Genomic DNA, 12,821 nt, shown 5'->3' on the forward strand with positions numbered 1-12,821 from the left:
GCGCAGAGCCTTTTTTGGAGAAACGGTGAAGCAGTATATCATGCGCCGCTTTTTGCAAATGATCCCATGTCGATTGGTTGGAGCCCCTGCTTGAGCATAAGCTGCTCTCCAAGGAGGAGGCCCGGGGAAAAGCGCTGGAGCTGATTGCCAAAGTGGACATCCCTGACGGCGAGGAGATGATGCGGCGGTATCCGCATGAGCTGAGCGGTGGAATGTTGCAACGCATCATGATTGCGATCGCTCCAAGTTGCAATCCCAAATTAATTATCGCGGAAGCACTTTGATCCTCTTGATTACGCACGACTTGGGGGTTGTGGCCGAGATGGCTGATCATGTGGCGGTGATGTATGCGGGAAAAGTCATTGAGGAGGCACCTGTGCTTGAATTGTTCCAACGCCCGAAACATCCGTACACCCAGGCTTTGCTTTCGGCGGTGCCCATTCCCGACCCAACCCGCCGTCGGGAGAGAATCGTATTGAAAGGCGATATTCCCAGTCCGATCAACCCGCCATCGGGCTGCAAATTCCATACCCGCTGCCCATTGGCAGAACCCATCTGCCGTGACCAGGTGCCGGTTGTGCGCGAAGTGGGGGTCGGACATCAAGTCGCTTGCCATCTCGCTTAAACAATCCCTCCCCTCCCGCCAGTATGAGGGGAAGGGGTTCCTTGGTTTAAATATTTGCGTTCGAATAAAAATCCTGTTGACAATGTGACAAAGACTTTTTATAATCATTTTTAATAAGTTAATCAATGGTTCTTTTTGACAAAATTTTTGATTGTCATCCTATTTTCATTTCATGAATGTTGGTTAATAAATTCAATTTTTGGTTCATTGATTGACAAAGGACAAGGGAAGTTCTATAATGCGTATAATAAATTGATTGAAAAGTGAAAATGTTTGAGTTTGAGATCAACATACTGGGTATTACCTCAGACCAAAAGCGTTGAAGAGGACTAGTAGAAGGGCAGAGGGCGTACAGAGATCCGTCTCCAGGCTGAAAAGGCGGTCGCACTCTCGCTTCGAATCTCACCTTGGAGCTGTGTTTTTGAAAGGGCCTTGTGTCGCCTGAGTATGAAGCAACGGTTTGCCCACGTTATTGGGCTGGAGTCTGTTCAGACTTGTCGAGTCTGTTTTCGTGAGAAAGCAGAGAAGCTGAGTGGTACCGCGAAACTCTCGCCTCAGCAATCGAATCAACCGCTCCCTTAGGGAATGCGCGCGTTTGATTGCTGAGTCGAGGGTTTTTTGTTTTTACGCTTATATTTCACCACATGATAAGGGGGAACATGGAATGAGGGAAACATGGGTTTATCTGAATGGTGAATTTGTTCCAAAGGCAAAGGCGGTTGTCTCGGTATTCGATCATGGATTCTTATACGGTGATGGCATTTTTGAAGGGATCCGTTGTTACTCTGGCAATATTTTTTGCTTAAAAGAGCATATTGTGCGCTTATTCGAATCCGCCAAATCAATTATGCTGGATATTCCCTTGACACCGGAAGAGATGGAAGCCGTTGTGGTGGAAACAGTGGAAAAGAACGGCCTTCCCGATTCATATATTCGCTTGGTTGTTTCCCGCGGCGAGGGGGACTTGGGGTTAGATCCGAGAAACTGCAAACAGGCAAGCGTCATCGTCATTGTGGAAGAATTGAGCATTTTCCCGCAACAGTTTTACGATGAGGGGTTGGAGATCGTCACAGTCGCAACCCGCCGCAATGTGCCAGACGCGTTGAATCCCAAGATCAAATCATTAAACTATCTCAACAACGTTTTGGTGCGCATTGAAGCTACGCGGGCCGGCGTGTTTGAAGCGCTGATGCTCAACCACGAAGGGTATGTGTGTGAAGGGTCGGGGGATAACGTCTTTATCGTGAAAAACGGAAAAGTCTTCACTCCGCCGACTTATGTGGGCGCGCTGGAAGGCATCACCCGGAATATCGTCATCGAATTGTGTCGTGAGTTGCAGATTCCATGCGAGGAAGTCCCCTTTACCCGTCATGATGTCTATGTTGCCGATGAAGTTTTCCTGACGGGCACGGCAGCGGAAATGATTCCGGTTGTGAATGTGGATGGCCGGTTGATCGGAAGCGGGAAGCCCGGACCGATGACGGCGAAGTTGACCCAAGCTTTTCGGCGGCTTACGGTGCAGCGCGGCACCAAAGTGCCGGGATTCTTTTCTACCAGTGCCTAGTTCTCACGCAAGGGTGAAGGAGGTGAGGGCACCCCGATTGGCGATGAGACGAGTGGAGTTGTGAGAATGAAGAATAAAAGGAGAGCGAAGAATGAAAAAAATCGAGATTTTTGATACCACTTTGCGAGACGGTGAGCAGTCGGCTGGAGTCAATCTGCACGCGGATGAGAAGCTGGAGATCGCTTATCAGTTGGAGAGATTGGGTGTGGATGTGATTGAGGCGGGATTCCCTGCTTCTTCGCGAGGTGATTTTCTCTCGGTTCAACGAATTGCCAGATCGATTCGACAATGTTCTGTCGCTGCATTGGCACGCTCCACAGAAAAAGACATCGACGCGGCATGGGAGGCGATCAAAGAGGGCGCCAATCCACGCATCCATGTGTTTATTGCGACTTCTCCGATCCATATGGAGTATAAATTGCGCCTGACACCGGACCAAGTGGTTCAGAAGGCGGTGGAGTCGGTCCGTTACGCTGCCCGCTACACCACCAATATCGAATGGTCAGCCGAAGATGCGACGAGAAGTGATTGGGATTATCTCGTCAAGGTCGTGACCCAAGTGATTGAAGCGGGTGCGACGGTGGTCAACCTGCCTGATACCGTCGGCTATTCCACGCCACATGAGTATGCGGAGATGTTTCGCTACTTGAAGGAACACGTGCCAAACATCCACCGGGCCAAGCTGTCCGCTCACTGTCATGACGATCTGGGCCTGGCTGTTGCCAACTCTTTGGCGGCGATTGCGGGGGGAGTGGAGCAGATAGAGTGCACGATCAATGGCATTGGTGAGCGGGCGGGCAACGCTTCCCTGGAGGAGATCGCCATCGCGCTGGCGATCCGCAAAAATGTGTTCCAAGCGGAAACGGGACTGGAGCTTAACCAAACGGTGCGCACGAGCCGTCTTGTAAGCAAATACACCGGTTTTGCCGTACCTCCAAACAAAGCGGTGGTCGGGGCCAATGCGTTTGCGCACGAATCGGGCATTCACCAAGATGGGGTGCTGAAAAACAAATTAACTTACGAGATCATCAGTCCGGAAATGGTTGGGCTTTCTTCCAACGCGATTGTGCTCGGCAAGCATTCCGGCCGACACGCGTTCAAGAAAAAGTGTGAAGAGTTGGGAATCCAGTTGGATGAGGATCGGTTTAACCATTTGTTTAAAAACTTTAAAGAATTGACAGAAAAGCGCAAAGAAGTGACCGACGATGATATCATGGCCCTGGCGACCGACTTGACCGGAAAAGAGACTGGAACTAAGACGTATGAGCTGGTCTTTTTGCAAGTCAACTATGGGGCACAAGGCGTATCCACGGCAACGATTGGGATCAAGACGCCAGAAGGGGAATTTGTGCAAGAAGCGGCCACGGGAAATGGCAGTGTTGAAGCGATTTACCAGACGATTCAGCGTTTGTTCAGCGATCCGATTGAGTTGATTGACTATCGCATCCAATCGACGACAGCAGGCATCGACTCGTTGGCGGAAGTCTATGTGAAAGTGACCCACCAAGGCCATACCAGCACGGGGCGCGGCATTGACAATGATGTGCTTGGCGCATCAGCCAAAGCGTTCTTGGATGCGATCAACCGCATCATCTTAAAAGTGCAAGCAAGCACCGTATTTGAGACAACCAGCGTTAGCGGAAGGGAGTAAAGTTGATTGAGTAATCGCATTGCAGTGTTGCCAGGAGACGGAATTGGACCCGAGATCACCAAAGAGGCGGTAGTCTTGCTGGAGGAGATCGCTCGCCTCTTTGAACGGAACATAGACATTCGCTATGGCAAAATCGGCGGGATTGCCATTGATGAAGAGGGAACGCCGTTGCCTGAAGCGACCCTTCAATTATGCCGTGACAGTGATGCCATCTTGTTAGGGGCAGTCGGTGGGCCCAAGTGGGACAAACAGCCGGCCCATCTTCGACCGGAAACCGGATTGCTCGCCTTGAGAAAATCCCTTCAGCTGTACGCCAATTTGCGTCCAGTCAGCGTTTTTTCCAGCTTGGCCGATGCTTCTCCTTTGAAGCGGGAGCTGTTGCGGGATGTGGACATGGTGATTGTGCGGGAGTTAACCGGCGGCCTTTATTTCGGTACGCCAAAGGAACGGCGCGAAGGAGAGCAAGGATTAGAAGTGGTGGACACTTTGTACTATACGGAAGCGGAAATGGAACGTATCTTGCGCCTAGGATTTGAAATGGCCCGGCACCGCCGCCGCCACTTAACATCTGTGGATAAGGCCAATGTGCTGGAAAGCAGCCGGGTATGGCGGGAAACGGCGGAACGGTTGGCCGGGGAGTATCCTGATGTGACGCTGACGCACATGCTGGTCGATAATGCGGCGATGCAATTGATCAAGAATCCAAGCCAATTTGATGTCATCGTGACGGAAAATATGTTTGGGGACATCTTGAGCGATGAAGCCGCGATGATTACAGGTTCCATCGGGATGTTGCCCTCTGCGAGCTTGAGTGAGTCGGGGCCGGGGTTGTATGAACCGATTCACGGTTCCGCTCCCGATATCGCGGGCCAAAACAGAGCTAATCCATTAGCCACCTTTTTATCTGTTGCGATGATGTTGCGCCAGTCATTCCAATGGACAAGAGAAGCGGATGTCATCGAACGGGCCATTGAAACGGTATTGGCTGAAGGATGGCGCACCCGTGATCTGAGCAAACCGGGAGAGTCCTGCTTAACCACAGCGGAGATGGGTGCCAAAGTACGTGAAGCACTTGTGCAATATGTGAAATAGGGGTGAACGCTTGTGGCGGGAAAAACGATGTTTGATAAAATTTGGGATCAACATGTCATCGTAGAAGAAGAAGGCAAACCACATCTACTGTACATCGATTTGCATCTGGTGCATGAGGTTACCTCGCCCCAGGCGTTCGAGGGATTGCGCCTGGCGGGGAGAAAAGTGAGACGGCCTGATCTCACTTTTGCGACGATGGATCACAATGTACCGACAGATAATCCGTTTGTCGTGACTGATCCGATTGCGGCCAAGCAGATTGAGACCCTGAAAAGCAATTGTGAGGCGTTTGAAATTCCTTTGGCCGATCTGCACAGCGAAGAGCAGGGGATTGTCCATGTCATTGGACCGGAATTGGGGTTGACTCTGCCCGGCAAGACGATTGTGTGCGGGGATAGCCACACTTCGACGCATGGCGCCTTTGGTGCGCTGGCGTTCGGAATTGGCACAAGCGAAGTGGAACACGTCTTGGCGACCCAATGCCTGTGGCAAGCCAAACCCAAGTCATTGTTGGTTGAATTGACGGGAAAACGGCGGATGGGAGTTACCGCGAAAGACGTGATCCTCGGCTTGATTTCACAACATGGGGTCGACTTTGGTACGGGGTATGTGATCCAATTTGCCGGAGAAGTGGTTCGCGCCATGTCGATGGAAGAACGGATGACCATATGCAACATGTCGATTGAGGCTGGCGCGCGGGCGGGATTGATCGAACCGGATGAAACGACCTTTGCTTATATCGAAGGGCGTCCTTATGCCCCGAAGGGAAAAGCGTTTGCCGCTTGTGTGGAATGTTGGCGTGAACTGGCGTCTGATCCCGATGCGGAATTTGACCATACGATCCGGTTTGATGTCTCCACCTTGGAACCACAGATCACGTGGGGAACCAACCCCGGCATGGGAACAGGCATCAATGGCACGGTGCCGGACCCTGACTCGTTTGAATCGGAAGTGGAGCGGCGCGCGGTGAGACAAGCGTTGGAGTACATGGGCCTTGAACCGGGCACGAAAATGTCGGATATTCCGATTCAACACGTGTTCATCGGTTCATGCACCAACTCGCGGATTGAAGACTTGCGGCTGGCGGCCCAAGTGGTACGAGGACGTCAAGTCGCACCCACGGTGAGGGCGATGGTGGTTCCGGGTTCCAAGCAAGTCAAACGGCAGGCGGAGCAAGAAGGGTTGCATGAGATTTTTATGCAAGCGGGTTTCGAATGGCGGGAGCCGGGTTGCAGCATGTGCTTGGCGATGAACCCTGACGTCATTCCGGCGGGAGAACGATGCGCTTCCACCTCAAACCGCAACTTTGAGGGCAGGCAAGGTAGGGGAGCGCGCACTCATCTCGTTTCGCCTGTGATGGCCGCCGCCGCTGCGATTGCGGGGCGGTTTGTCGATGTGGAGCAATTGATGCAAACGGAGGGGGTTTAAATAATGGAGCCATTTATTCGTCACAGAGGGACCGTCGCGCCTCTTGACCGGGCCAACGTGGACACGGACGCGATCATTCCCAAGCAGTTTTTAAAGCGGGTAGAGCGGTCCGGTTTTGGACAATTTCTCTTTCATGATTGGCGGTTTCAGCCGGATGGGAAATTGGATGAAGCATTCGTGCTGAACCAGCCGCGTTTTGCCGGAGCGAGCATCTTGCTTGCGCGCAACAACTTCGGTTGCGGATCATCGCGCGAACATGCCCCTTGGGCTCTGGCTGATTTTGGATTTCGTGTGATTCTTGCCCCTTCGTTTGCGGACATTTTCCACAACAACTGCTTTAAAAATGGCATCCTGCCCATTGTTTTGCCGGAAAATGTGATCGACCATCTCTTCCAACAAGCGGATCAGGGGCAATATTGCCTGGAAGTGGATTTGGAAGCGAAAGTGATTCGTGATGACCATGGGGCGGAGTGGACATTCGAGGTGGACCCCTATCGGCGCAAATTGCTGTTGGAGGGCTTGGATGATATCGGCGTTACCTTGACGTATGCCGAACGCATCACAGAGTATGAACAAACGGCAAAAAATGTCTACCAAGGGGTGTTCGGACCCACCCGGTCGGCGTTATAACAAAACAACCACCTTCTGCTGTCAAACGACAGGGGAGGTGGTTATTTGTGTTTATGGTTTGGTATTCACGCCGATCATGCCGCCCAACGCGCTGATCGCGAAGGCAAAGGCGATAAAAGCCAAGGGGTTGACGGCGGGGGCCGCATCAAACGCCAGAAAGCTTAACAACCAGACAAACAAGGCATATATCAGTCCTTGGACGCCGCCGATCATCAATCCTTTTTGCCCCGATCGACGTCCGGAGGCCAACCCACCGGCGAAAAGGGCACCCGCATTCACAATATAAGAGATGGCCGTCAAATTATCTGATGGCAAAGAAGTATAACGCAATCCCAACGCGGCCAGGAAAGAGCAAAAGAGAATAATCCCCCAGATCCAGTATTGACCCACCAGCCAAGGAGATTGCCAACCCCTTCTTGCCGTATCAAGAAATGTTTCTTTCATCCTTTAACCTCCTTTGAGGAAAGTTGGTACATGTTATGACGAAGCGAGCCAAAATATCACTGCTTGTTCAAGACATAAAAATGGGGCCCATGGTGGAAACTAATTTCGAATATCACTTCATTGGGCGGGACATGAATGAAGGCGAACGACAGACAGAACACGCTTATGCGAAAGGAGGTTGCCAAACAAGTGGGTCCCATCCTCTTCCGCACGGTTTTTATTTATTTGTTTCTCCTTGTCATCCTGCGTGTGATGGGAAAGCGGGAGATTGGAAAGCTTTCGGTCTTTGACTTGATTGTTTCCTTTATGATTGCGGACATTTCAGCCATGGCCATAGAAAATAATGATGAACCGTTAGTAACCTGGATTGGCCCCATCATCCTGTTAGCGGCATTGCAAATACTATTGTCGTATATCTCACTGAAGAGCAAGAGAATTCGCGATTGGGTGGATGGGAAGCCGATCATGCTGATTGAAAACGGGAGAATTGTGGAGAAGAACATGGCGAAATCACGATATAATCTTGATGATTTGTTAACCCAATTGCGTGAAAAAAACATCCCTGACGTTTCAGATGTTGAGTTTGCGGTGTTAGAAACGACAGGGAAATTGACTGTTTTTCCAAAAGAAGAGAAAAGGCCGGCGTTCAAGGAGGATGTGAATGCCGCCCTACGCCCATTTCGTATGCCCATCGCTGTGATCATTGATGGGAAAGTACAGGAAGAGGGATTGAAAAAGCTTGGGCAAAACCGTTTCTGGCTCAAGACGGAGATTCAGAAGCGGGGGTTTAAGGATTTTAAAGAGATTTTTTATGCGAGCGTGAACTATGAAGGTCGATTGTATGTCGATGGAAAAGACTGACCCAACCGTTAATGGGGTAACATCTTCGCCATCCACTTGCCCACATAAGGAATGCGCCGTACGTCATCTTTGCGGACCAAGGTGAACAACACCAAGCATATGCCATAAATGAACATGCTGCTGAAAAAGCTGATGGCGGTTCGCGTCAGCAACGGCCATTGTTCCGCATGAAGGCAGGAATAGTTGACCAAACCCGCAATGATGGTGGCGAGGCAAAGCTTGCTCAAATCCTTCAGATGGATTTGGAAGGAAACTTCTTTTAAAATATCGATAAAATGCAAGATCGTAACAATGACAATGCCACTGTTTATGGCCAGGGCCACCCCGTCAATTCCGAGGTCCGCCCGGGAAGCGAGGACAAAAATCAAGATCGTTTTTACCACAGCTCCGATGATGGAATTGCGCATCGGGGCTTGTGCATTGTCCAACCCTTGCAGCACGGAAGCGAAAGGGCCTTGCATGGCGTGCAATACCGTAAACGGAGCCATGATTTGAATCAATCTCGCCACATCGCTCTGTCGATAGAGCAAGATGGATAAAGGTTCCGCCAGCATATACATGAGCAGCGCGCTCGGCAGGGCGACAATCAGGCATAATCGGATCGCTTGCTGCAATCGGTGAGACACCAACTGCGCCTTGTTTTGCGCGGCCGCTTCACTGATCGCAGGCACGAGCGAGACGGAAACCGCATAGGTGATAAACGAGGGGAAAAAGACAAGCGGAATGGCCATTCCTTCCAATTGGCCATATAGGGCAGTCGCTGTGGCTGTAGCGATGCCGGCAAGAGCCAAGCTTTGGGAAACCACAATCGGTTCAATCGCATATGAAAACGAACCAACCAAACGGCTGGTGGTTACAGGAATGGCCAGGCGCAACAGGTCGCGCAAACTCCCTTTCCATTGCCGCCACTTTTCTTTCCTTGTCAAAATTTGGTGAGGTTTGCTCAGCTTGGGCCGCCCCGGATCCCGTTTGAATGAGAACAAGAGATACAACAAACCGGCGAATTCTCCAATTACCATCCCGATCATCGCGCCTGCGGCCGCGTATTCGACTCCATAAGGAAGCAGGTAGATGGCCAGTATCAAGACAGTGAAGATGCGCACCGCTTGTTCGATAATGGTGGATAAGGCGTACGGGCTCATATTTTGCCGACCCTGAAAGTAACCACGGAAGATCGAAGAGATGGCGATGATTGGAATGATTGGCGCGATGCCAAGCAACGCATAAACCGCTCGTTGGTCTGTGAGCAATGTTTTGGCGATCCATGGTGCGAACAACAGGACAGAACTGGTAATCAAAATACTGGTGATTACAACGATAAAGATCGATACAATGAGAATAGAGCGGATTCGTTCCGTTTCGTTTTTCGCTTCTGCTTCGGAGACCAATTTGGAGATGGCCACGGGCAATCCTGCGGTGGTGATCACAATGGTGAAGATCAGGATGGGAAAAGCCATCTGAAACAGTCCCATGCCTTCGTCTCCGATAATACGGGAAAGAGCGATCCGATAAACAAAACCAAGGATTTTGGTGATAAGACCTGCTCCGACTAAGATGAGCGTCCCATATAAAAAGCCCTTGCTTTTCATAGTTCGGCCTCTCTTTCACAAAAGTTTACTAAAACGTATGACTTGTCTTTACGGCTCATACCAAAAAATTTTGTAGAATGTGTAGGTAGGATTTTGTATCCTGGAAACAGAAGAGAATAGAAACTTAAGACAGGTCATTGAAACGTAGAGCGAGGAGGAGCATCATGGCAAGACAAGGATCCTTAAAGTCAGTGAGCCGTCAAAAGCAAGCCCAGCGCGAATTCATGAGTGAGCAAGAATTGATGACATGTATCGAGGATCTTTGCAACAGCAAAGCAAAGGAATTCCGCATGTACGGATATGAGAATGTGACTGGCGAACAGATTTGGGCCTGTGTATCTGAAAACTACCGGCGCGGCTGGCCACGTCTAAATCGCCTGGTTAATGATATCATGTCGCTCAAAGCGAATCGGTTTATGAACTGGTTGATGCTATCGGTATATAAAGATGATGGCCAAAATTAAAAAACAGGCGGCGTTCTTCAGCGAATGAGAGAATGTCGCCTCTCTTCTTTACAGGGCAGTCCGCATTCATTACAATCAGATTTAAGTGTTGCATCCACTTTCGGATGAACTATTCTGAAAATATAAAATGGTTTTTTGTTATTTAACATATTCGGGCCATCCTCGAAATTGACATTCCCAATGGTGCGCCGGATAATGAGTATGTTGGTGTGATACATAAAAGGAGGAGCAACAATGAAGATTCGCAAGGGCAAACTGGTAGCTTTTTGCCTGTTGGTGGTGGTGATTTTGGGTATCGTCGCCACAACCACACTCGATGTATGGAACAACATTACCAAAGGGCTTGACCTGCAAGGCGGTTTTGAAGTGCTGTATGAAACGGAACAGAAAAACGTCAGCATGGAAGCCTTGAAGGACACCGCCGCCGCCTTGAACAATCGGATCAACGTGTTGGGGGTAAGCGAACCGGAGATCACGATTGAAGGTAGCAACCGCATTCGCGTGCAACTGGCCGGGGTCAAAGACCAGAATAAAGCGCGAAAAATGCTGGGAAAACAAGCGCGGTTAACTTTCCGTGACCCGTCCGGCAAGACGGTTCTGATGGAAGGGAAAGACCTGAAGGAAAATGGGGCCAGCGTGGGGTATGACGAATTGAACCGACCCGTTGTGACGCTGAAGCTCAAAGACCCGAAGAAGTTTGAAAACATCACCCGCAAGTATTTGGGACAACAGATTCCCATTTACTTGGATGAGACTTTGCTCAGTGACCCACAAGTGCAACAAGTGATCTCCGGTGGGGAAGCGCAAATCTCCGGGCAGAAAGATGCTAAAGAAGCGCAGGAACTGGCTGACCTGCTCAACGCCGGTGCCATTCCGCTGAAGCTGAAGGAAGTGCAAAGCTTCTCCGTCGATGCGTCATTGGGCGCCGATTCGTTGCGTGACAGTTTGGTTGCGGGCTTGTATGCGATTATCGCCATCTTTATCTTCGTCATCGGACTGTACCGCTTGCCTGGCTTCATTGCGGTCATTACGCTGATTGCTTACGCTTATCTCAATCTGCTGACGTTTATGTTGCTTGATGTGACCCTGACTTTGCCGGGAATTGCCGCGTTTATTCTCGGGATCGGGATAGCGGTCGATGCCAATATCATCATGGGCGAACGGATTCGCGACGAGCTCCGCGTCGGACGCAGCATTGCCGGTGCGGTCAAAGCGGGCTCCAAGCGTTCGTTCTTAACTATCTTTGATGCCCACATCACCACCATTATTGCGGCGGTTGTACTGTTCATCTTCGGCACATCCGCGGTGAAAGGATTCTCCGTGTCCCTGATCGCGGGGATTTTAATCAGCTTTATCACTGCTGTTGCGTTGTCACGGATCATGATGACGCTACTTGTTCGATCCAATTTGCTTAAGCGTCCAGGACTGTTTGGCGTAAGGGAGGATGAGATCAGTGACCTATAAATTGGATATCATCAAGCACCGCAAAACATATCTGCTCATCGCCCTGGCTGTGCTTGCGATTTCCGTCATATCGCTGTTGGTTCAAGGATTGAACCTAGGGATTGATTTCAAGAGCGGGACGCGCCTTGACATTTCGGTCACACCCAACGCAAGCATTGAAAAAGCGCGCCAAGCCTTGGAAAGCATGGGATTTGACAACCCCAACGTCCGCATTGGCGGCCAAAACAATCAGGTTGTCATCTTCCGTGTGGATAAACCGATGTCACAACCGGACATTCAAAAAATCAAAGCCAAATTTCAAGAAACGTTTAAAGTGACACCCAAAGTGCAAGAGCAAAAAGTGGACCCGATCATCGGGCGCGAACTGGCCCGCAACGCGATCATGGCAACTGTCATTGCTTCACTCTTCATCGTGGTCTATGTAGCGTTCCGCTTTGAGTGGCGCTTTGGGGTGGCCGCTGTGTTCGCGTTGGTTTATGATGCGATGTTCACCATCGGGATGTTTTCGTTGTTGCGTTTGGAAGTGGATGTCGTCTTCATCGCGGCGATCTTGACGATTGTGGGTTATTCGATCAATGATACGATCGTCATTTTTGACCGGATTCGTGAAAATCTGGACACAATGAAACCGAAGAAATGGGAAGACTTGGCCAACGTGGTAAATGTGAGCATCAATCAGACCTTAAACCGCTCTATCAATACCGTACTGACTGTTGTATTTGCGGCGTTCGCCCTATGGCTGTTGGGTGGGGAAAGCATCAGCAACTTCTCGCTGGCGCTTTTGTTTGGCTTGGTTTCCGGCGCCTATTCTTCGATCTTCGTGGCGAGCCCGTTGTGGATCGGCTGGAAATGGAAAGCGATGCAAAAGGAAAAACAAGAATCGGTGGCAGCCGACTAAGCTGCTGCTATGCGCTCTGGGGAAGCTACAGTAAGGAGACTGTGGCTTCTTTTTTTGGCAATAACTTTTCTCCTGGCCTTTTTTGTCTTTGTGTTATAATGAATGACGCGA

The 12,821-nt window shown here is 50.3% G+C and carries 13 protein-coding genes and 1 other annotated feature; of the genes, 11 read left to right on the forward strand and 2 right to left on the reverse strand.

The genetic code is table 11. From position 1 onward, the window contains the following. The first annotated feature begins 77 nt into the window (after positions 1–77). The 7 genes from ACFQNG_RS06905 (at position 78) to leuD (ending at position 6,990) form a co-directional block, all read left to right on the forward strand. Entirely contained in the window at positions 78–284 is a 207-nt protein-coding gene (locus tag ACFQNG_RS06905) for an ATP-binding cassette domain-containing protein (protein ID WP_379864162.1), read from the forward strand. 38 nt (positions 285–322) lie between these two features. Further along, positions 323–625 carry an oligopeptide/dipeptide ABC transporter ATP-binding protein gene (locus tag ACFQNG_RS06910; protein ID WP_379864163.1) on the forward strand — a complete coding sequence of 101 codons (303 nt, stop codon included), beginning with the start codon at positions 323–325 and terminating at the stop codon, positions 623–625. A 310-nt stretch (positions 626–935) separates the two neighbouring features. Continuing rightward, positions 936–1,185 (forward strand) — a binding site (T-box leader). 104 nt (positions 1,186–1,289) lie between these two features. Further along, a complete protein-coding gene (gene ilvE / locus ACFQNG_RS06915; protein WP_379864164.1) occupies positions 1,290–2,189 on the forward strand; it encodes a branched-chain-amino-acid transaminase in 900 nt (299 codons plus the stop codon). Between the two features lie 91 nt (positions 2,190–2,280). Then, positions 2,281–3,840 (forward strand): 2-isopropylmalate synthase, encoded by a 1,560-nt coding sequence (locus ACFQNG_RS06920; RefSeq protein ID WP_379864165.1) that lies wholly within the window; start codon positions 2,281–2,283, stop codon positions 3,838–3,840. Between the two features lie 6 nt (positions 3,841–3,846). Continuing rightward, the gene (gene leuB / locus ACFQNG_RS06925; protein ID WP_379864166.1) at positions 3,847–4,932 is read left to right on the forward strand and encodes a 3-isopropylmalate dehydrogenase; all 1,086 of its coding nucleotides are present in this window, start codon (positions 3,847–3,849) and stop codon (positions 4,930–4,932) included. Between the two features lie 27 nt (positions 4,933–4,959). Continuing rightward, positions 4,960–6,360 carry a 3-isopropylmalate dehydratase large subunit gene (gene leuC, locus ACFQNG_RS06930; protein WP_379864167.1) on the forward strand — a complete coding sequence of 467 codons (1,401 nt, stop codon included), beginning with the start codon at positions 4,960–4,962 and terminating at the stop codon, positions 6,358–6,360. 3 nt (positions 6,361–6,363) lie between these two features. Next, positions 6,364–6,990, forward strand: coding sequence for a 3-isopropylmalate dehydratase small subunit (gene leuD, locus ACFQNG_RS06935; RefSeq protein WP_379864168.1), 627 nt, complete (start codon positions 6,364–6,366; stop codon positions 6,988–6,990). Positions 6,991–7,041: 51 nt separating this feature from the next. Here leuD and ACFQNG_RS06940 read toward each other — a convergent pair whose 3' ends face one another. After that, positions 7,042–7,434: a TIGR04086 family membrane protein gene (locus ACFQNG_RS06940; RefSeq protein ID WP_379864169.1), complete on the reverse strand. Its 393-nt coding sequence runs from the start codon at positions 7,432–7,434 to the stop codon at positions 7,042–7,044. A 135-nt stretch (positions 7,435–7,569) separates the two neighbouring features. On the opposite strand from ACFQNG_RS06940, the gene ACFQNG_RS06945 reads away from it, so the two are divergent. Further along, positions 7,570–8,295 carry a DUF421 domain-containing protein gene (locus tag ACFQNG_RS06945; RefSeq protein ID WP_379864170.1) on the forward strand — a complete coding sequence of 242 codons (726 nt, stop codon included), beginning with the start codon at positions 7,570–7,572 and terminating at the stop codon, positions 8,293–8,295. An 8-nt stretch (positions 8,296–8,303) separates the two neighbouring features. Here the strand turns inward: ACFQNG_RS06945 and spoVB are convergent, their stop codons facing one another. Next, positions 8,304–9,884 carry a stage V sporulation protein B gene (gene spoVB, locus ACFQNG_RS06950; protein WP_379864171.1) on the reverse strand — a complete coding sequence of 527 codons (1,581 nt, stop codon included), beginning with the start codon at positions 9,882–9,884 and terminating at the stop codon, positions 8,304–8,306. Between the two features lie 164 nt (positions 9,885–10,048). Between spoVB and ACFQNG_RS06955 the strand changes: the two genes are divergently transcribed. The 3 genes from ACFQNG_RS06955 to secF all read left to right on the forward strand — a co-directional run bounded on the left by ACFQNG_RS06955 (position 10,049) and on the right by secF (position 12,710). Next, complete coding sequence (locus tag ACFQNG_RS06955; RefSeq protein ID WP_379864172.1) at positions 10,049–10,348, forward strand: post-transcriptional regulator; 300 nt, start codon at positions 10,049–10,051, stop codon at positions 10,346–10,348. Between the two features lie 234 nt (positions 10,349–10,582). Beyond that, entirely contained in the window at positions 10,583–11,812 is a 1,230-nt protein-coding gene (gene secD, locus ACFQNG_RS06960) for a protein translocase subunit SecD (RefSeq protein WP_379864173.1), read from the forward strand. Then, a complete protein-coding gene (secF, locus tag ACFQNG_RS06965) occupies positions 11,802–12,710 on the forward strand; it encodes a protein translocase subunit SecF (RefSeq protein ID WP_379864174.1) in 909 nt (302 codons plus the stop codon). The genes secD and secF overlap by 11 nt, the downstream gene beginning before the upstream one ends. The last annotated feature ends 111 nt before the right edge of the window (positions 12,711–12,821 follow it).

The sequence above is a fragment of the Laceyella putida genome, from assembly GCF_042665195.1.
Lineage (GTDB): Bacteria > Bacillota > Bacilli > Thermoactinomycetales > Thermoactinomycetaceae > Laceyella > Laceyella putida.

Bases quoted from the DNA above. Each gene is read 5' to 3' on its own strand.
- secD (WP_379864173.1), top strand. From the start codon at position 10,583: ATGAAGATTCGCAAGGGCAAACTGGTAGCTTTTTGCCTGTTGGTGGTG.
- leuC (WP_379864167.1), top strand. From the start codon at position 4,960: ATGTTTGATAAAATTTGGGATCAACATGTCATCGTAGAAGAAGAAGGC.
- ACFQNG_RS06910 (WP_379864163.1), top strand. From the start codon at position 323: ATGGCTGATCATGTGGCGGTGATGTATGCGGGAAAAGTCATTGAGGAG.
- ACFQNG_RS06940 (WP_379864169.1), bottom strand. From the start codon at position 7,434: ATGAAAGAAACATTTCTTGATACGGCAAGAAGGGGTTGGCAATCTCCT.
- ilvE (WP_379864164.1), top strand. From the start codon at position 1,290: ATGAGGGAAACATGGGTTTATCTGAATGGTGAATTTGTTCCAAAGGCA.
- leuD (WP_379864168.1), top strand. From the start codon at position 6,364: ATGGAGCCATTTATTCGTCACAGAGGGACCGTCGCGCCTCTTGACCGG.
- ACFQNG_RS06920 (WP_379864165.1), top strand. From the start codon at position 2,281: ATGAAAAAAATCGAGATTTTTGATACCACTTTGCGAGACGGTGAGCAG.
- ACFQNG_RS06945 (WP_379864170.1), top strand. From the start codon at position 7,570: ATGAAGGCGAACGACAGACAGAACACGCTTATGCGAAAGGAGGTTGCC.
- ACFQNG_RS06955 (WP_379864172.1), top strand. From the start codon at position 10,049: ATGGCAAGACAAGGATCCTTAAAGTCAGTGAGCCGTCAAAAGCAAGCC.
- spoVB (WP_379864171.1), bottom strand. From the start codon at position 9,884: ATGAAAAGCAAGGGCTTTTTATATGGGACGCTCATCTTAGTCGGAGCA.